Annotated in this window: 6 protein-coding genes; 3 read left to right on the forward strand and 3 right to left on the reverse strand. The window is 72.6% G+C overall.

Features of this window, described 5'->3' with window-relative positions; translation table 11 throughout:
• Positions 1–7: 7 nt before the first annotated feature.
• Positions 8–14200 carry a type I polyketide synthase gene (locus tag KGQ19_RS00170; protein WP_212006944.1) on the reverse strand — a complete coding sequence of 4731 codons (14193 nt, stop codon included), beginning with the start codon at positions 14198–14200 and terminating at the stop codon, positions 8–10.
• A gap of 108 nt (positions 14201–14308) precedes the next feature.
• Complete coding sequence (locus KGQ19_RS00175) at positions 14309–14629, reverse strand: hypothetical protein (protein WP_212006945.1); 321 nt, start codon at positions 14627–14629, stop codon at positions 14309–14311.
• 548 nt (positions 14630–15177) lie between these two features.
• On the opposite strand from KGQ19_RS00175, the gene KGQ19_RS00180 reads away from it, so the two are divergent.
• Positions 15178–17343, forward strand: coding sequence for an MMPL family transporter (locus KGQ19_RS00180; RefSeq protein ID WP_212006946.1), 2166 nt, complete (start codon positions 15178–15180; stop codon positions 17341–17343).
• 92 nt (positions 17344–17435) lie between these two features.
• On the opposite strand, the gene KGQ19_RS00185 is transcribed toward KGQ19_RS00180, so the two are convergent.
• The gene (locus tag KGQ19_RS00185; protein WP_212006947.1) at positions 17436–18113 is read right to left on the reverse strand and encodes a 4'-phosphopantetheinyl transferase family protein; all 678 of its coding nucleotides are present in this window, start codon (positions 18111–18113) and stop codon (positions 17436–17438) included.
• Positions 18114–18376: 263 nt separating this feature from the next.
• Between KGQ19_RS00185 and KGQ19_RS00190 the strand changes: the two genes are divergently transcribed.
• Both KGQ19_RS00190 and KGQ19_RS00195 read left to right on the forward strand, forming a co-directional pair.
• Entirely contained in the window at positions 18377–19471 is a 1095-nt protein-coding gene (locus KGQ19_RS00190; protein WP_212006948.1) for a hypothetical protein, read from the forward strand.
• A 104-nt stretch (positions 19472–19575) separates the two neighbouring features.
• A complete protein-coding gene (locus KGQ19_RS00195) occupies positions 19576–20808 on the forward strand; it encodes an IS701 family transposase (RefSeq protein ID WP_212006949.1) in 1233 nt (410 codons plus the stop codon).
• The last annotated feature ends 271 nt before the right edge of the window (positions 20809–21079 follow it).

Genomic DNA, 21079 nt, shown 5'->3' on the forward strand with positions numbered 1-21079 from the left:
CGGGTCGTCACGAGATGCCTAGCTCTTTGCCGATGAAGTCGAAGACTTCGTCGTCGGTCGAGTCCTCGAGCCGGTCGGCGACCGACGGGGCCGAGTCGGCCGCCTGCTTCCACCGGGCCGCGACCGCTTCCAGCCGGGCCGCGATCCGGGAGCCGTCCTCGCCCTGCGGGTCCAGGCCGGACAGCAGGGCCTCCAGCCGGTCGAGCTCCGAGAGCACGGAGGCCCCGGACTCGGCGTCCTGGACCAGTTGCTCCCGGACGTGGATTCCGAGCGCCGCCGGGGTGGGGTGCTCGAACAGCGCCGTGGCCGGCAGCCGCAGGCCGGTGACCGCGTTCAGCCGGTTGCGCAGCGCCACCGCGGCCAGCGAGTCGAAGCCCAGATCGCTGAACGCCCGGCCGGGCTCCACCGCGGTGCCCGAGGTATGCCCGAGGATCGGCGCCGCCTCCGCCCGCACCAGGTCGATCACGATCCGGTCCTGTTCGGTGCGCGGCCGTCCGGTCAGCCGCCGGACCAATTCGGCCCCGGCGTCGGCGTCGGCCGGTCGCGGCGCGTCGTCCAGCTCTGCGGCGGCCATCGCCGCCGCGGCCTCGGGGACCCCGAAGATCAGGGGGCTGGTCCGGCGCATGGTGAACGCCGAGACGAACGCGGCCCAGTCCATGTCGGCGACGGTGAGCAGCGCCTCGCCGGCAGCCACGGCCTGGTCCAGCACCCGGACCAGCGCCGCCGGGTCCATCAGCCGGATGCCCCGGCGGGCCAGGCGTTCGGCGCTGTCCGGGTCGGTCATGCCGCCGCCGCCCCACGGGCCCCAGGCCACCGAGGTGGCGGCCAGACCGCGCGAGCGCCGGTTCTCGGCGAGCGCGTCCAGGTAGGTGTTGGCCGCCGAGTAAGCCGGCTGCCAACCGCTGCCCCAGGTGGCGGCGATCGACGAGAACAAGATGAAGGCTTCGAGGTCCAGACCGGCGGTCAGCTCGTCGAGGATCGCGGCGCCGGCCGCCTTGGCGCCCAATACGGCCGCCAGTTCCTCGGTCGTGGTGTCGGCGAGCGCGGTGGCCTGGACGACCCCGGCGGCGTGGACCACGGCACTGAGCGGGGCGCCGCTGGCCGCGATGCGTTCCAGCAGCCCGGCGGTCCGGTCGCGGTCGGCGACATCGCAGGACACGACCTCGACCGCGCTGCCCCGGGCGGCCAGGCCCGCGGCCAGCCGGGCAAGGCCGGAGGCGGCCGGGCCGGTCCGGCCGGCCAGCACGATCCGGGGCGCGCCGCGCTCGGCGAGCCAGTCGGCGACGTGCCCGCCGGCGGCGCCGGTGCCGCCGGTGAGCAGCACCGTTCCGCTCGGGGACCAGGGCTCTGCGACGGCCGGGCGGGGCACGGCGCGGGTCAGGCGGCGGGCGAGGATCCCGGCGGCGCGGATCGCGAGCTGGTCCTCGTCGGCGCAGCCGCCGGCCAGGACCCCGCACAGGCGGGCGGCCACAGAGGCATCGAGGGACACTGCCGACGGCACGTCGATCAGGCCGCCCCAGCGCTCCGGGTGCTCCAGCGCCACGACCCGGCCCAAGCCCCAGACCTGGGCCTGCGACGGGCTGGTGAGCTGCTCGCCCGGGCCGGTGCTGATCGCACCGGAAGTGAGGAACCACAGCGGGGCCTCTACGCCGCTGTCGCCCAGCGCTTGCACCAGCGCCTGCGAGGCGGCGATGCCGAAGCCGACCCCGGTCGATCCGGTCAGCGGGGACTCGTCCCCGGCCAGCAGGCTGAGCACGCCGGCCGGCGGTTCGTCGCGATCGGCCAGCACGGCCTCGATCCGCGCGGCGAGGGTGCCGCGGCTGACGTCCTGCGGGCCGACCGTCAGGGTTCGTACTCGCGCGCCGCGGCCGGTCAGGGCGGCCACCGCCGCTTCGGCCGACTCCGCCCCGGCCCGCGCCGGGGCGACCAGCAGCCAGGTCCCGGACAGCACCGACGCCTCCGGCTCGGGCACCGGGGCCCAGGTGAGCCGGTAGCGCCAGCCGTCGGTGACCGAGCGGTCCCGAGCCCGGCGCCGCCACGCGGCCAACGCCGGGACGAGGTCGCCGAGCCGATCGAGGTCGTCGACGGCCAGCGTGTCGGCGACGGTCTCCAGATCGGCGTTCTCGACCGCCGTCCAGAACCGCTCGTCAGCCGGATCGGCCGCACCGGACGGCGCCGTAACCGCGGGCTCGTCGGGCCAGTAGCGCTGGCGTTGGAAGGCGTAGGTCGGGAGGTCGACGGTGCGACCCGCGCCGATCACCGCCGGCCAGTCGATGCCGATTCCGGCGACGAACGCGGCGGCGAAGGCCCGGATCAGCCGCTCGGCACCGGGGTTCTCGCGCTCGACGGTCCCGGTCACCAGGCTCAGCTCGTGATCGGTCTCTTCCGCGGTCTCGCTGATCGCCGTCGTCAGCACTGGGTGCGGGGAGACCTCGATGAAGGACCGATAGCCATCCGCGGTCAGTTCCCTGATCGCGTCGGCGAAGCGGACCGTGTCCCGCACGTTCGCGAACCAGTAGCCGCCATCCAGCTCAGAGCCCTCAAGCCACTGACCGGTCACGGTCGACAGCATCGGGATCCGAGCCGCCCTCGGCTCAATCCCAGACAGACCTTCAGCCAGCACACTCTCAAGCGCGTCGGCTCCAGCCGAATGGGCCACGTAATCCACCACCGGCAGCCGCCAGCGCAGCACCCGCTGCTTGGCCAACTCGGCCTCGAACGCGTCCACCGATGCCGGATCACCGGAAACGACAGTCGCAGCAGGCGAATTCACCGCCGCGATGGCCAGCCCCTCGCGACCGGCAATCAGCTCCCTGACACGAGCCTCGGGCATCACCACGGACAGCATTGCGCCTGTGGCCTTCAACGAGGACAAGGCCCGCGAGCGGATGACAACGACCCGCGCCGCGTCCTCCAACGACAGCGCCCCAGCGACTGTCGCAGCGGCGATCTCACCCTGCGAGTGACCGACCACCGCATCCGGTATGACACCGGCGGCTTCCCAGACCGCGGCCAAGGACACGAGAACTGCCCACAGCACCGGCTGGAACACCTCGGCCGCATCAAGCGAAGGCGCACCCTCAGCCCCGGCCACCACATCCAGAAGGGACCACGGCACCAGCGGGGTCAAGGCCGCCGCACACTCGGCCATCCGCGCCGCGAAGATCGGCGACGTGTTCAGCAACTCACGGCCCATACCGGCGAACTGCGCACCCTGACCCGGGAACACGAACACCGATCGGCCAGTCCCGACAGTCGGCATCACACCGGAGACCACCGCATCAGCAACCCGACCAGCGGCCACCGCGGCCAACGACTCCGAGCGTGCCCCGACCACCACGGCGCGGTGCTCGAACACCGACCGCGTCGCCGCCAATGAGAAGGCGACATCCCGCGGGTCCAGCTCCGGCCGCGCCAGCACGAACTCCCGCAGCCGGCCGGCCTGCGCCCGCAACGCCGCGTCAGAACGCCCCGACACCACCCACGGCACCAGACCATCGCCGAGCACCACCGGAACCGGCTCCGCCACAATGGCAGCCGCGGCGCCCGCCGAACCGTCTGCGTCCGCAGACCCGTCGTCCTCGCGAGCCCCGGCCGGGGCCTCTTCCAGAATCACGTGCGCGTTCGTCCCGCCGATTCCGAACCCTGACACCCCGGCCCGCCGCGGACGCTCCCCCGGCTCCCAGCGCACGGCCTCGGTCAGCAGCCGGACGGTCCCGCTGGTCCAGTCGACGTGCGGCGTCGGTTCGTCGGCGTGCAGCGTCTTCGGCAGCACGCCGTTCCGCAGCGCCATCACCATCTTGATCAGACCGGCGGCACCGGCCGCGGCCTGGGCGTGCCCGATGTTCGACTTCACCGAGCCCAGCCACAGCGGCCGGTCATCCGGCCGGTCCTGGCCGTACGTCGCCAGCACCGCCTGCGCCTCGATCGGGTCACCGAGTGAGGTGCCCGAGCCGTGCGCCTCGACCACGTCCACATCGCCGGTGCCCAGACCCGCGTTACGCAGCGCAGCCCGGATCACCCGCTGCTGCGAGGGACCGTTCGGCGCCGTCAGACCATTCGACGCACCGTCCTGGTTCGTCGCACTGCCCCGCACCACAGCCAACACCTGGTGGCCGTTGCGGCGCGCATCCGAAAGACGTTCCACCACCAACAGCCCGGCACCCTCGGCCATGCCCATGCCGTCGGCCGCCGCGCCGAAGGACTTGCTGCGGCCGTCCGGCGCCTCACCGGCCTGCCGTTCGCGGGTGAAGCCGAACCAGGTCGGGCTGGCGAACACGGTCACCCCGCCGACCAGTGCCATCGAGCACTCGCCGGAGCGCAGGGCCTGGCCGGCCAGGTGCAGGGCCACCAGCGACGAGGAGCACGCGGTGTCCACGGTCACCGCCGGCCCTTCGAACCCGAAGGTGAAGGCCACCCGGCCGGACAGGACGCTGGTGGCGTTGCCGCTCACCATGTTGCCCTGCAAGCCCTTGTCCGCCAGCCCCGGGACGCCCCGGTTCAAAGCGTCCTGGAGTCCCACGCCGTAGCCGGAGAAATAGCCGCCGACGAAGACACCGGTCCGGCTGCCGCGCAGCGATCGCGGCGCGATTCCGGCCCGCTCCAGCGATTCCCAGGCGACTTCCAGCAAGAGCCGCTGCTGCGGGTCCATCGCCAGCGCCTCGCGCGGGCTGATCCCGAAGAACGCCGGATCGAAGCCCGCCATGTCGTAGACGAATCCGCCTTCGCGGATGTAGCCGGCCTCCGGCTGATCGGGCCCGTCGAGCTTGGCCAGATCCCAGCCTCGGTCCAGGGGCAGACCGGCGATGGCGTCGGTGCCGGTGGCCAGCAGGTCCCACAGGTCTTCCGGGGTCCGGACGCCGCCGGGGAAGCGGCAGCCCATCGCGACGATCGCGAGCGGTTCGTCGGTGGCCGCCGCCGGAAGGTCCGCTCCGGCCGCGGCGCCCGCCGCGGGATCGTCGCCGAACAGTTCGGTGCGCAGATACGCGGCCAGCGCGATCGGGGTCGGGTAGTCGAAGACCATTGTCGACGACAGCTTCCGGCCCGTCAGAGTCCTGAGACGCTGCCGCATCTGGAGCGCCGTCAGCGAGTCGATCCCGAGCTCGCCGAACGCCCGATCGGCACCCACGCCGTCCGCGGAGGAGTGGCCCAGCACCGAAGCCGCCTCGGCCCGGACCAGGTCGGTGAGCACCCGTTCCTGCTCGGTCCGCGACTTCCCGGCCAGCGACCGGGCCAGCTCACCGGCCGAGGGCACGGCCGAAGCGGTCCCGGACGCCCGCACGGCACGCAGCGCGTCGGCGGCCTCCGGCAGGTCGCGGACCAACGGTCCGGCGTACGGGGCGAACCGGGGCCAGTCCACGTCCACCACGGCCAGGGTACGGTCCCCGGCGGTCAGCGCGCGCCCGAGGGCCGCGACCGCCAGCGCCGGATCCAGCTCCGGCAGCGGGCCGGTGCTCAGGCGCCGGCGGACCGCCGCGCTGGCCTGGGCCATCCCGGCGTCCGCCCACGGGCCCCAGGCCACGGACAGCGCGGCAAGGCCCTGAGATGCTCGCTGTTCGGCCAAGGCGTCCAGGTAGGCGTTCGCCGCCGCGTAGTTGCCCTGTCCTGCGCCGCCGAACGTGGCCGCCGCGGAGGAGAAGAGCACGAACGCGTCCAGGTCGTGATCGGCGGTCAGCTCGTGCAAGTGCGTGGCGCCGGCTGCCTTCGCGGCCAGCACCGAGGCCAGCCGCTCGGCGTCCAGACCGTCCAGCAGACCGTCGTCCAGGACACCGGCGGTGTGCACCACGGCGGACAGCGCGCCGCCGCGCGCCACGAGTGCGGCGGCCTGGTCCCGGTCGGCGATGTCGGCGGCGGTGACCTCGATGTCAGTGCCCTGTGAGGCGAGTCCGGCGACCAGGGCGGCCACCCCGGCGGCCTGCGGGCCCGAGCGGCTGGTCAGCATCAGGTGCTGAGCGCCCTCGGTGGCCAGCCAGTCGGCGACGTGCCCGGCCAGGGCGCCGGTGCCGCCGGTGATCAGGACGGTGCCGCGCGGCGACCACGATGTGCCCCCGGCGGCCCCGGCGGCGCCGACCCGGATCAACCGGCGGGCCAGGACTCCGGCAGCCCGGACGGCGACCTCGTTCTCCTCACCGCCGGCCAATACCCCGCACAACCGGGCCACGGCCCGCTCGTCGAGCACGGCCGGCAGATCGACCAGGCCGCCCCAGCGGTCGGGGTGTTCCACGGCCGCGACCCGGCCCAGGCCCCAGACCTGGGCCTGCAACGGGCTGGCCAACACTTCGGCGGGATCGGCGCTGACCGCACCCCGCGTCAGCAGCCAGAGCGGGGCCTCGACACCCGCGTCGCCGAGCGCCTGGACCAGGCTCAGGGTGCCGAACAGGCCGGAGGGCACCGCGGAGTGGTCGGCCAGCGGCGTCTCGTCCAGCGCCAGCAACGACACCACACCGGCGACACCGGCATCGAGCGCGCCGACAGCCTGACTCAGCCGGTCGGCCAGCGCCTGGCGATCGCCGTCCGCGGCGACCGCGACGACCCGCGCGCCCCGGTCGGACATCGCCGCCGACACCGTCTCGGCCACGGTCCCGGCCTCGTCGGCGCTTGTCGGCACCACGACGATCCACGTTCCGGTGGCCAGCATGGTGTCCGGCTCCGCGACCGGCGACCACGACACCTGATACCGCCAGCCGTCCGTCACCGCGCGGCCCTGCTTGCGACGCCGCCACGCGGCCAGTTCCGGAAGGACCTCGCCGAACGGCCGGCGCAGATCCACGTCGAGCGTGTCCGCCAACGCGTCGCCGTCACCGGCGTGGACCGCGGCCCAGAACGCGTCGTCGGCGTCTTCGTGTCCGGCACCGGCACCGGCGCCTGCCGCGGCGTCGGGCTCGGGCCAGTAGCGCCGGTTCTGGAACGGATACGTCGGCAGATCGACCCGCTCACCGGAGCCGAGCGCCGCCGACCAGTCGACCGACGCCCCGCTCACCCAGGCGCGGCCCAGTCCGGTCAGGACGGTGAGCGCGCTGTCGTAGCCGGGGCGCAGCAACGGGATGAACCCGGCGCCGTCGAGGGTGTCGGAGCCCAGCACCGACAGGGTGTTGTCCGGGCCGATCTCGACGTACAGATCGATGTCCAGACCGGCCATCGTGGTCACCGCGTCGGCGTACCGCACCGCGCCGCGAGCCTGGTCGGCCCAGTACGCACCGTCGCAGGACTCGATGACAGCGCCGGTCGCGGTGCTCACCCACGGAATGGACGACGAGGAGAAGGACAGCGTGTCGGCGAGCTCCGCCAACTCGGCCAGCATCGGATCCATCCGCTGGGAGTGGAAGGCGTGGCTGACCCGCAGCGACCGGGTCCGCACCCCGCGCTCGGCGAACTCCGCGACGAGCGCGGCGACGGCTTCCCGGTCCCCGGAGACCACCGTGGCCGCCGGGCCGTTCACCGCCGCGACACAGACCCCTTCGATACCGTCCACCGCGGCCCGCACCTCGGTCTCGGCGGCGGCGATCGAGGCCATCGCGCCGCCGACCGGCAACGCCTGCATCAGGCGGCCACGCGCGGCGACCAGCGCACAGGCGTCGGCCAGCGACAACACCCCGGCCGCGTACGCCGCGGCGGCCTCACCGACCGAGTGACCGGCGACCGCCGCCGGGCGCAGCCCGGCCGCCGCCAGCACCTCTACCAGCCCGACCTCGACCGCGAACAGCGCGGCCTGGGCGTAAACAGTCTGATCCGCCAGCTGCTCGGCGTCCTCGGCGGTGCCCAGCGCGACCTCGCGCACCGGCAGATCGAGGTGGCCCGCCAACAGTGCGCACGCCTCGTCGAAGACGGCGGCGAACACCGGCGAGGCCGCGTACAGTCCGGCTGCCATCCCGGCCCGTTGCGCACCCTGGCCCGCGAACACGAAGCCGACCCGGGCGGCGCCGCGCGCCACGCCGCTGGGCACCTGCGCGCCGTCGCGGCCGGCGGCGACCTCGGCCAGCCCGTCCCGGTCGAAGACCACGGCGCGGTGCTCGAACGCCGAGCGGGTGGTGGCCAGCGACCACGCCACGTCGGCGTCATCGGCGTCAGGGTTCTGCCGCAGGCGCTCGCGCAGCCGCGCGGCCTGGGCCCGCAGGGCGTTCGCCGACCGCGCCGACAGGATCCACGGGAGTGCCCCGGACACCACGGCCGGGACGGCTTCCGCCCCGGCACCCGGCGCGTCGTCGGCCGGCACAGGCGTCGGATCCTCCGGCGCCTCCTCAAGGATCACGTGCGCGTTCGTGCCGCTGAGCCCGAACGAGGAGACCCCGGCCCGCCGGACCCGCTCCGGTCCGGTCGGCCAGGCCACCGGCCGGTTCAGCAGCCTGACGTTCCCGGCCGTCCAGTCCACGTGCGACGACGGCGTCTCGGCGTGCAGCGTCGGCGGCATCTCCTGCCGGCGCAACGCCATCACCATCTTGATCACACCGGCCGCGCCGGCGGCCCACTGCGCGTGGCCGATGTTCGACTTCACCGAACCCAGCCACAGCGGCCGGTCCTCGGGCCGGTCCTGGCCGTAGACCGCCATCAGCGCCTGGGCTTCGATCGGGTCGCCCAACGGGGTGCCGGTGCCGTGCGCCTCCACGGTGTCCACCTCGGCGGGGGCGAGCCCGGCCCGGGTCAGCGCGGCACGGATCACCCGCTGCTGAGAGGGGCCGTTCGGCGCGGTCAGACCGTTGGAGGCACCGTCCTGGTTGATCGCGCTGCCGCGCACCACCGCCAGGACCGGGTGGCCGTTGCGGCGCGCGTCCGACAGCCGCTCGACCAGCAGGACGCCGACGCCCTCGGCCATGCCCATGCCGTCGGCGGCGTCGGAGAACGCCTTGCTGCGGCCGTCCGGGGCCAGGCCCCGCTGCCGGGAGAACCAGACGAACCAGTCCAGCGACGGCATCACCGTGACCCCGCCGGCCAGGGCCAGATCGCACTCCCCGTCGCGCAGCGACTGGCAGGCCAGGTGCAGGGCGACCAGCGAGGAGGAGCACGCGGTGTCCACGGTCATCGCCGGACCCTCGAGCCCGAGCAGGTAGGACAGGCGGCCGGACAGCACGGCGGCGGCGGTTCCGGTGCCGCGGTGGCCCTCCAGCTCCTCCGGCAGGCCCTGGCCGTAGTCGGTCGCGGTGGCTCCGACGAAGACCCCGGTGCGGCTGCCGCGCAGCGTGGCCGGATCGACGCCGGCCCGTTCGAGGGTCTCCCAGCCGGCCTCCAGCAACAGCCGCTGCTGCGGATCCATCGCCAGCGCCTCGCGCGGGCTGATCCCGAAGAAGTCGGGGTCGAAGTCGGCGACGCCGCGCAGGAAGCCGCCGCCGCGGGTGTAGTGGGTTCCGGCGCGGTCGGGATCCGGGTCGTAGACGCCGGCCGCGTCCCAGCCCCGGTCGGTGGGGAAGCCGGAGGTGGCGTCGACTCCGGCGGCCACCAGATCCCAGAGATCCTCCGGGCTGGACACGCCGCCGGGCAGGCGACAGCCCATACCGACGATCACGATCGGGTCGTCGGCGGCGGCGACCGCCGTCGGCTGCGCAGCCGGCGTCGGTGCCGGGGCGGGAGTCTCGGCGACCAGCCGGGTCAGCAGGAACTCCGCGACCGCCGTCGACGTCGGGTGGTCGAACAGCAAGGTGGCGGGCAGCCGCAGACCGGTCACGGCGCCGATCCGGTTGCGCAGCTCCAGGGCCATCAGCGAGTCGAAACCCAGCTCGCTGAACGCGCGGACGGCGTCCACGTCGGCGGCGCCGGCCAACCGCAGCACCCCGGCGGCCTCGGTCCGGACCAGGTCGGCGACGATCCGGTCGCGCTCGGCGCCGGTCACCCCGGCGAGCTGCCGGGCCAAAACGCTTCCGGCACCGGGTGCGGTGGCGACGGCCGCCTCCGCGCTCTCGGCCGACTCGGCGACCTCCGGCAGATCGGCGATCAGCGGGCTCGGCCGGCGCAGCGTGAAGATCGGCGCGAAGGTGGCCCAGTCGATGTCCGCGACGGTGACCGGGTCCTCATCGGTGTCGATGACCTCGCCGAGGATCCGGACCAGCGCGGCCGGATCCATCGGCCGCACACCGCGCCGCCGCACGTGATCTGCACCGGACACGCCGCCCAGGCCGGGCCCGGCCCACAGCCCCCACGCCACGGACGTGGCGGGCAGGCCGCGCGAGCGCCGGTTCTCGGCGAGCGCGTCCAGGTAGGCGTTGGCCGCCGAATACCCGGGCTGCAGACCGCTGCCCCAGGTGGCGGCGATCGAGGAGAAGAGGACGAACGCTTCCAGGTCGCGGTCCGCGGTCAGCGCGTCGAGCAGGGCGGCGCCGTTGGCCTTGACGTCCAGGACGTCGGACAGTTCCTCGGCGGTGGTGTCGGCCAGTGCGGTCTCCTGCAACACACCGGCGGCGTGCAGCACGGCGCTCAACGGCGGGCCGTCCGCGTCGATCCGGTCCAGCAGTGCCGAGAGCTGCTCCCGGCTCGCGGTGTCGCCGGCGAGGACGTCGACCGCGGTCCCGCGGTCGGCGGTCGCGGCGGCCAGGCCCGCGACGCCGTCGGCGAGCGGGCCGGTGCGGCTGGTCAGGACGACGCGGGGCGCGGCCCGACCGGCGAGCCAGCCGACCACGTGCCCGGCGACGGCTCCGGTGCCGCCGGTGATCAGGACGCTGCCGCGCGGAGTCCAGCGCCGGCCGTCGTCGCCGCGCTTCCCGGCGCGGACCAGGCGGCGGGCCAGGACGCCGGTGTCGCGCAGCGCGAGCTGGTCCTCGCCGTAACCGGCCAGGACGCCGCGCAGGCGGCCGGCGGTGTCGGCGTCGAGCCCGGCCGGGAGGTCGATCAGGCCGCCCCAGCGGTCCGGGTGCTCCAGGGCCGCGACCCGCCCCAGACCCCAGGTCTGGGCCTGGGCCGGGGAGGTGAGATCGGCGGTCCCGGGCGCGGCGACCGCGCCGGAGGTCAGGACCCACAGCGGCGCGGTGATACCGGCGTCGCCGAGGGCCTGGATCAGCGTCTGGGTACCGGCCAGACCGGCCGGGGTCTGGCCGAAGCCCGGCAGCGGGCGCTCGTCCAGGGCCAGCAGGGACAGGACGCCGGCGGCGTCTTCGAGGTCGAAGGCGGCGAGCGCGGCGGCCAAGGCGGCGCGGTCGCTGAGGACGGCGTCGTCGGCACGCAGGACCTGGACCCGGCCGGAGCCATCCGTCAGTGCCCTGACACACTCGTCGAGCCGGGCGGTGGCCTCGGCGGACGCGACGACGAGCCAGGAGCCGGTCGCCGCGGTGGGACCGGGGTCGGGCATCGGGACCCAGGACGCCTTGTAGCGCCAGCTGTCGGTGGCGGCGCTGTCGGACAGACGGTGCTCGGTGGTCGTACGCGGCCAGTAGCGCTGACGCTGGAAGGCGTAGGTCGGGAGCTCCACGGCCTGGCCCTCGCCGCTCACCGCCGGCCAGTCGATGCCGAGCCCCGCGCCGAACGCGGTCGCGAAGGCCCGGATCAGCCGGTCGGCACCGGGGTTCTCGCGCTCGACGGTGCCGGTGACGAGGTTCAGTTCGCCACCCGCGTCCTCGACGGTCTCGGCGACGGCCATCGTCAGCACCGGCTGCGGCGAGACCTCGATGAAGGAGCGGTGGCCCTTGCCCGCCAACGTCCGGACGGCATCGGCGAAGCGGACCGTGTCGCGCACGTTCGCGAACCAATACCCGGCATCCAACTCGGGACCTTCAAGCCACTGGCCGGTGACCGTCGACACCATCGGGATCCGGGCCGCCCGCGGCTCGATCCCGGCCAGACCGTCGGCCAGCACGCCTTCAAGCGCGTCCGTGCCGGCGGAATGCGCCACGTAGTCGACGGCCGGCAGCCGCCACCGCAGCACCCGCTGCTTAGCCAGCTCCGCCTCGAAAGCGTCCACCGACTCCGGCTCACCGGACACGACGGTCGCAGCGGGAGAGTTCACCGCCGCGACTGCCAGCCCATTGCGACCCGTAATGAGTTCCCGGACGCGAGCCTCGGGCATCACCACCGAAACCATCGCGCCCGCGGCGTTCAAGGAGGACAGCGCGCGCGAGCGGACCACCACGGTCCTGGCCGCATCGGCCAAGGACAGCGCCCCGGCGACAGTGGCAGCCGCGATCTCGCCTTGAGAGTGGCCGACCACCGCGTCCGGGACGACGCCGGCGGCCTGCCAGACGGCAGCCAGGGACACCAGAACCGCCCACAGCACCGGCTGGAAAACCTCAGCCGCATCCAGCGAAGGCGCGCCATCGGTTCCGGCCACCACATCCAGCAGCGGCCAAGACACCAACGGAGCCAACGCTTCTGCGCACTCCGCCATCCGCGCCGCGAAGACCGGGGAGGACTGCAGAAGTTCGCGGCCCATACCGGCGAACTGCGCACCCTGCCCCGGGAACACGAACACCGTCCGGCCGGTCCCGGCAGTCGGCATCGCCCCGGCGATCACCGTGTCAGCAGCCTGACCGGTCGCCACCGCGGCCAGCGACTCGGCGTAGGACCCGAGCACCACGGCCCGGTGCTCGAACACCGACCGCGTCACCGCGAGCGAGTGACCCACATCCCGCGGATCCAGCTCCGGCCGGCCCAGCACGAACTCCCGCAACCGGCCGGCCTGCGCGCGCAGCGCGGCCTCGGAACGCCCCGACACCACCCACGGCAGCACCGCGGAATCCGCGACCACCGCCGGGACCCGCGACGTCGCGGCGAGGGCCGGGGAATCGGCCGAGCCGGTCGCGGCCCGCGCGGTCTCGTCCGCCGCGCCGACCCCCTCAGGCGGCACGCCGGTCTGCGCGTTCTCTTCCTCCGGAGCGTCCTGGGCCGGCGTCTGGTTCTCCGCCGGCGCCTCCTCCAAGATCACGTGTGCGTTGGTCCCGGAGATCCCGAAGCCGGACACCCCGGCCCGCCGCGGACGTTCGCCGGCCGGCCAGGGCCGGGCCTGGCTCAGCAGCCTGACGTTCCCCTCGGTCCAGTCGGCGTGCGGCGAGGGCACGTCGGCGTGCAGCGTCCGCGGCAGGAGCCCGTTCTGGAGCGCCATCACCATCTTGATGACGGCCGCGGCGCCCGAGGCGGCCTGGGCGTGACCGATGTTCGACTTGATCGAGCCCAGCCACAGCGGCCGGTCCTGCGGCCGGTCCTGGCCGTAGGTGGCCAGCAGCGCCTGCGCCTCGATCGGGTCGCCGAGTGTGGTGCCCGAACCGTGCGCCTCCACGACGTCCACGTCCTGCGTGCGCAGTCCGGCCTTGGCCAGGGCGGCACGGATGACCCGCTGCTGCGAGGGACCGTTCGGGGCGGTCAGGCCGTTCGACGCGCCGTCCTGGTTGGTCGCGCTGGCCCGCACCAGCGCCAGAATCTGATGACCGTTGCGCCGGGCGTCCGAGAGCCGTTCGAGGACGACGACACCCGCGCCCTCAGCCCAGCCCGAACCATCGGCATCCGCGCCGAACGACTTGCAGCGGCCGTCCTCCGACATCCCGCGCTGCCGCGAGAACCCGACGAACACCGCCGGGGTCACCATCACGGTCACACCGCCGGCCAGGGCCATGGTGCAGTCGCCGTTGCGGAGCGCCTGGCAGGCCAGGTGCAGGGAGACCAGCGCCGAGGAGCACGCCGTGTCCACGGTCACCGCGGGCCCTTCGAAGCCCAAGGTGAAGGCCACCCGGCCGGACAGGACACTGGTCGCGGTCCCGGTCACCAGGTGGCCCTCGGTGCTCTCGTCCTCTTGCGCCAGAGTGGCGCCGTAGCCGGAGGCGAACGCGCCGGCGAAGATGCCGGCGCGGGTGCCGCGCAGTGAGGTCGGCTCTATACCGGCGCGTTCAAGCGCTTCCCAGGACACCTCCAGCAGCAACCGCTGCTGCGGGTCCATCGCCAGCGCCTCACGCGGGCTGATCCCGAAGAACGCGGGATCGAAATCCGCCACGTCGTCGAGGAATCCGCCGGAGCGGGTGTACGTCGTACCCGGGTGGTCGGGGTCGGGGTGGTAGAGCCCTTCCACATCCCAACCGCGGTCGAGTGGGAATCCGGATATGGCGTCCGTCTCTTGTTCGACGAGACTCCAAAGATTCTCCGGGCCGCGAACACCACCGGGATAACGGCAGCCCATTCCCACGATGGCTATGGGTTCTTGGTGGCGTTCCTCGTATTCGGCCAGACGCTGCCGCGTCTGCCGCAGATTCGCGGTGACCAGCTTGAGATAGTCGCGGAGCTTTTCTTCACTGGCCATGAGTGGACGCCGCCCCCCGGGGTTGACAGAAGCCGTGTGGTATCAGTGGTCTGGTAGTACGGCGCCACGCTGGAACCCGCCGAGCCCCCCGGTCGGCGGACTCCCGTGCTACTCCTCGGCGAGCGCGTCCACCAGATCGCCGGCGGCCTCGTGCTCCGCGGCGGGCAGATGAGCCGGCTGGGCCGGGACGTTCAGACCCGGGATGCCCAGGTCCGGGACGGCCTTGACGGCGGCCAGGCCGGACTCGATGGCCTCCTCCAGCGACGGCGACTCGGTGTCGTCGAAGTCCAGCCGGGCCACCGTGACCGAGGCGTCGGTCGGCAGCGTGTCCGTGCTGAACTCCGCCTGCCCGCAGCCGGCCTCACGCAGGGTATTGATTTCCGACTTGCTGATCTTCCGGCTCAGGATGAGCGAGAATTTGAATCCCACGGCCAAGCACCCCTCAAGGTCGCAATTCGATTCGGGCCGATGTCGCCGCCGACGCTTTGGTGCTTAAAAGATGCAATGGAGGGCAAGCATTCATCGGGGCAGTCGGGTAATCCGCCGTGAGGAGGCTAGCGCCACCGGCGCCGGCCGTGCACGGGCTCGTTCAACTGATCCGAATAAGTGTTCAGCCGTACAAATTCTTCACCCCGCTCCCGCCCATCTTCGCAGGATGCTGATATGCGCGGTCCGGCGAGCGGTTCTGCCCGCTCAGCGGGCCCCGGCGGCCAGTCGGAGGGTCGGTCCGGCCGGTGTTCAAGTGCTGGGAGGTAGCAGTTGGACACAGCCGGGCGCGCCGACCCGCGCCGGTGTTCACGCCGCGGGTGCTGAACAGATGGACATCCCGCCACAAGGAAGGCGAATATGGCTGCGACCGTGAGGTCGCCGCGATGCGTGGGTCGGGCCCGGCGCACGCGCTCTGACATCGCGCGCCCCGGGAGCGCTGTCGGCTCGAATCCCGGATCACCCTTGATGTATCTGCAAAGGAGCCTGTCTTGCGGACCTCGCCCGCGACCGCCACCGTCGCCGAGCAGCCACCGCCGACGCCGGATCGCCTGGCGCGCACGCTCCGCTGGGCCCGCTGGCCGGTCCTGCTGATGTGGCTGGTCGCCCTCGTGGTGCTGGCCCCGTTGTCCGGCGTGACGGCCGACGACAGCGCGCAGGCCAATCTCCCGGCCAGCGCCGCGTCCACCAAGGTCGCCGAGATCCAGAACGACGCCTCGCCGAACCGCTCGGACGACGTCGTCGTGGTCTTCGTCGACAACAGTGGTCTGAGCGCGAACGACAGGACCGCCGTCAACGCCGCGCAACACGCGGTGAGCGCCCTGGTCGGCCCGTCGCTGCGGTTGACCGCCCCGGGCGCGCCACAGAACGCGGACGGCAAGGCGATGCAGTTCACCGCGCACGTCCTGGCTACCCAGGCGGACCTGAGCAGTGCCGACACCGCCGCGGTCAAGGCAGTCCGCGCCGCGGTGGCCGGGCCGGTCACCCAGGCCGGGGACGGCCTGCAGGTGGCGGTGACCGGGGCGGCGGCGATCACCGCGGACAACGGGCTGGGCAACCAGAACGCGCTGCTGCTGACCGCGCTGGTGATCGTGGTCGTCATCCTGCTGCTGGTCTATCGCAGTCCCCTGCTGTGGCTCTTCCCGCTGCTGGGCACGCTGGCCGCGCTGGTGCTGGCCAAGGCGGTGACGCACGGCCTGACCAACGCCGGGGTGACCGTCACCTCGCTGTCCACGGCGATCCTCACCGTGCTGGTGATGGGCGCGTCCACGGACTACGCGCTGCTCCTGGTCCACCGATATCGCGAGGAACTCAGGGTCCAGGCGACACCGGCCGAGGCCATGGCGATCGCGCTGCGCCGCACCCTGCCGGCGCTGGCGGCCTCGGCGGCGACGGTGATCTGCGCCATGCTGTGCCTGCTGGCCGCGCGGTCCTCGGCCCTGCACGGGCTGGGCCCGGTCGCCGCGGTGGCGATCGGCGCGGTGCTGTTGGCCCAGCTGACCCTGCTGCCGGCGCTGCTCCTGGTGGTCGGCCGAGTCGGATTCTGGCCGCTGATCCCGCGGCCCGGCAAGCCGGGTGCGGACGGGTCCCGGATGTGGAACGCCGTGGGCACCCGGGTGTCCAAGCGCCCGGCCCTGGTGGCCGCGACCTCGGTGCTACTGCTCGGTGCGGCCTGTTTCGGGCTCGCCGCGCTGCACACCGACAACAACCCGATCGCCCTGATCAAGGGCCAGGCCGGCAGCGTCGTCGGCGAGAAGATGGTCAACGCGCACTATCCGCCCGGCGAGATCGCCCCGCTGACGGTGCTCGTCCCGCCGGCCCAGGCCGCCGACGCGCTCAAGGCGGCGCAGAGCTCGCCGAACGTCCAGTCGGTCCAGGCCTCGGACCCGGTCGGCGGCTACTCGACGGCCTCGGTGACCCTGAACGTCCCGCCGTACGAATCCAGCGGATACACGGCCATCAAGGACCTGCGCAGCCGGTTGGCCACCGCGGCGCCGGGCGCACTGGTCGGCGGTGGGCCGGCGGTGCAGTACGACACCAGCCAGGCCGCCGGCGCGGACACCAAGGTCCTCATCCCACTGGTCCTGATCGTGGTGCTGCTGATCATCTCGATCCTGGTCCGGGCAGTGGTGGCGTCGATATTGCTGGTGGCCACCACGGCGCTGAGCTTCGGGGCCTCCTTCGGCCTGGCCACCCTGTTGTGGCACGCGCTCGGCTACCCGGGCATCGAGGCCCAGCTCCCGCTCTACGTGTTCGTATTCCTCGTGGCACTGGGAGTGGACTACAACATCTTCCTCATCGGCCGCATCCGCGAGGAGGCCAGGGACACCGACATCCGAACGGCCACCCTGCGCGGGCTCAGCGTCACCGGCGGGGTGATCACCGCCGCCGGCGTGGTGCTGGCCGCCACCTTCGCGGCCCTGTCGCGGCTCCCGTACGTCCCGGTCGCCCAGGTCGGCACCGCCATCGCGGTCGGCGTCCTGCTCGACACCCTGCTGGTGCGCACGGTCCTGGTCCCGGCCGGGCTGCTGATCCTCGGCGACCGGTCCTGGTGGCCGTCGCGGCCGGCGCACCGGCTCGGCGAGGCCGACCACGGCGGTGACGCGAGCCCGCGGAAGGCGGCCGGACCGGCTTCCGAGGCCCCCGCCGGCGGCTGAGGCACGCCGATCGGAGGATGAGCACAGGGGCATGAGACAAGGGCGGCGCGGCGAACCCGCGCCGCCCTTCGCCATAGTCCGGCTCGGCCGGCTCAGGACGAAGGCGCCCCGGAGGTATCCCGAAGCCGCACCGACGTAGCCACCAACCCGTTCTCCACGATCCAGCGGCCGGTCAGGCCAGTGAGCGGCGCCCCGTCCCGCACCAGCCCGGCCTTGGACAGCTGCGCCGTGAAGACCCCCGAGGCCGGATCGAACCCGACCACCGCGTCCTGGAAACCGAGCCAGCACCGGGCCAACGGGAACCACGCCTTGTAGATCGACTCCTTCGCACTGAACAACAGCCGGTCCCAGTGCACCTCGGGAAACCGCTCGGCCAGTTCCGACACCCGGGCGGATTCCTCCGCGCAGGCAACGACTTTCAGGACCCCGGCGGGCAACGGCAAGTGCGGCTCGGCGTCGATCCCGATCGAGGCGAGATCACCGGCCCGGGCCACCACCGCGGCCCGGTAGCCGTCGCAATGGGTCATGCTGCCGACGAACCCGGCAGGCCACAGCGGCTCGCGCTTCACCCCCGACAGGATCGGAACCGGGGGCACCCCGAACCGCGCCAGCGCGTCCCGCGCGCACCGGCGGACCGTGGCGAACTCCCGACGCCGCTTGTCAACGGCATCGCGGATCTGCGCCTCCTCCTCGGGGAACAACTCCGGACCCGGCGGATCGTCGAAGGCTTCGACGGCGACAGCCTCCGACGGCACGATGGCCTCGATCAACCGCGCCCCCTCGATGACCCGACATCTGGGTACCCGCCCAGGATGCCAGAACGCGCGGTGTTCAACTGCGGAGACGGCCCACGTCGGGTAGGAGCGTTCTGAGAATCTTGAAAACGCGCCTCTCTTGTCGAGGTCTACGCCGATCGACTTTTCGGGGCAGACAAAAGCGAAACCGGCGCGCCAGGCAAGATCTTCAGCAGGCTCCTAGAATCAGCACTCGGCGATCGTCGGCCGACAGCCATCAGCGCGCGGGGGCATCAGTCATGTCGAAACTCGGTACGGCGGTCGGCACACTCATCGAGCAGCTGGAATCCCACGAGGCCAGGCTCGACGAACTCACGGCGAACGTCACCGCCCTGACGGCGAACGTCACGGCCCTGACAGCGACCGTCACCGCCCTGACGGCGAGGGTCGCCGCCCTGGAAGCCCAGCCGGCGCACGCGACGGCCGACGCGGGTTTCGAGCTCGAGCCGATCCGCGACGAGGCGATCATCGCCCTGGCCGAGTACCGGCGCCAACTGGACGACGTGCCGTTCTCGCCCGAGGCGGACGGCGTGACGTCGGCCATGCGGGCCGAACACTACGCGGCGGTCGACGCCGTCGCCCGGGCGGCAAGCTGGATCGAGCGGTCCGGCCCGAACCGCGACCAGGAGATCTACGCCGCCATCGGCGCCGGACGCAAAGCCCTGATCCGCCTCACGGCGATGCTCGAACACCGGCCGATCCCCCTGCCGCTGCTGACCGCCGAGGAGCTCTCGGGCTACGTCGACGCCGCGACCGACGTCCACACCGGGAACCGGTTCGTCTGGGAGGGCCGCGGCGACGCCGAATTCCTGCTGGACCGGCCGGTGTCCGGCAAGCCGGTGCTGCTCGAGGTCGTCCCCCTCGGTGAGGACCACCTGGTGCTCAACGTCATCCACGTCGAGCGCACAGACCGCAAACTCGAACACCGTTTTTCGGATACCGCCGGCCTGGGGTTCGTCTACCGGAAAATGGTGGGCCCCGAGGTCACCCATCTGCGCATCACCGGGGACCCCGGCTGGCGCGCCCGGGTGATCCAGCCCGACGAGTTACCGTCGATGGAGCGCGAGACGACCGGACAGGGCAGGGCCTGGTTCCGGCACACGCTGGGCGCCAAGAAGGTCACGATCCAGGGCACGGAGGGCGGTTCCCTGGAGTTCGTGCCGGACTGCGACTGCAAGGGCATCTGCACTGACTACGACCACCGCACCCCCAAATCCCTCACCTACCACAGCGGTGATTTCCGCGAGGACATGACCCTGCCGCGCCGGACCGGCATGCTGTCGGTGTCGATGCGCCCGAAATCCGTGTGGTCTGTCACCGTTCTGCACTACTGAGGAGTTCTTGCTGCTGGACCGGCCTCCATCAACGAGAACTCGCTAGTAGGACTTCGTTAGGTCTTGCCGGTCACGGTTTCCGGTAGCACGTTGAGTGTGTGGAGATGCGGCAGGTGGAGGGCCTGCGAGCCGAGTTGGCCGGTTTCGTGTCGGACGTGTTCGCGTCTGTTCCCCGGAAGGATCAGCGGGTCAAGGGCGAGGTGTATCTGCGTGGGCTGATGACCGAGGGGCGGCGCAAGTCGGTCTCGGCGATGGCTTCCCGGCTGCCGGACGGCAGCGAGCAGAACCTGCAGCAGTTCGTGAACCAGTCGACCTGGGACCCGGTCCCGGTGCGTCGGCGGATCGCCGAGCGGCTGGTGCCGCAGATCGGCCCGGACGCCTTCGTGATCGATGACGTGTCGTTCCCGAAGGACGGCCGGATGTCGGTGGCGGTGGCCCCGCAGTACTGCGGGGCGTTGGGCAAGCAGGCCAACTGCCAGGTCGCGGTCAGCGTGCACGCGGTCACCGACGCCGCCTCGGTGCCGGTCGGCTGGGCGCTGTTCGTGCCCCGGGAATGGGACGACGACCAGCCGCGGCGGGCCAAGTGCGGCATCCCCGAGGAGGTCGGGCACCGGGAGAAGTGGCGCCTTGCCCTGGACCTGCTGGACGAGACGGCCGGCTGGGGCCTGGTCGCGCCGGTGGTCGTCGCGGATGCCGGTTACGGACAGAACGCGCAGTTCCGGGCCGGCCTGACCCGCCGGGGCATCCGCTACGTCGTGGCGGTCCGCGCCGACACCGGCGTGCACCCCGCCACGGCCGTTCCCGAGACGCCTGACTGGTCCGGAAACGGCCGCAAGCCCCAGCCGCGCTACCGTCGGGACCCTGTCTCGGTGACGGACCTGGCCATCGGCACAGGACGGCCAGAGTTCACCGAGGTGACCTGGCGGCGAGGCTCGCGCGGGCCGATGCGCTCGCGGTTCCTGGCGGTGCGGGTCCGCCCGGCCGGGGTCACCCCGCGCCGCCTGGCCATCGCCGCCGCCGAGGCCGCCGCAATCCCCTGGGACGGGGTGCTGCCGGAGGTCTGGCTACTGGCCGAGTGGCCCGACGGTGCCGACGCGCCGACCGACTACTGGCTGTCCGACCTGCCCGAGGACACCCCGGTCGCCGAACTCGTCCGCCTGGCGAAGATCCGCTGGCGGATCGAGCACGACTACCGGGAGCTCAAGCACGGTCTGGGACTGGACCACTTCGAGGGCCGGTCCTGGGCCGGGTTCCACCACCACGTCACCCTGGTCACCGCCGCCCAGGCGTTCTTGACCGAACAGCGGCTGCGCCCAAAAGCACTCACACCGGCCTGACGCTCTACCAGGTCCTGGACGCGATCCAGGACCTGCTGAACTGCTGGACCGGCACCTGCAACACCTGCCACCGCCCACTACCGACAACCCGACACCGCTACCAACACCGACGATCACGAACTGCCCAAACCTAACGAAGTCCTACTAGATGAATGAGTCCGAAGTTCAGGCATGTCAGTGGTAGCTATGCGGTCTGGCCGTTGGTGTCGTGGGTGTCGTCTAGGGTCGGTTGTATGAAGATCGTCCACGAGGTCGCGATCATTGTTCTCAC

Source organism: Catenulispora pinistramenti (assembly GCF_018274385.1).
Classification (GTDB): Bacteria; Actinomycetota; Actinomycetes; order Streptomycetales; family Catenulisporaceae; genus Catenulispora; species Catenulispora pinistramenti.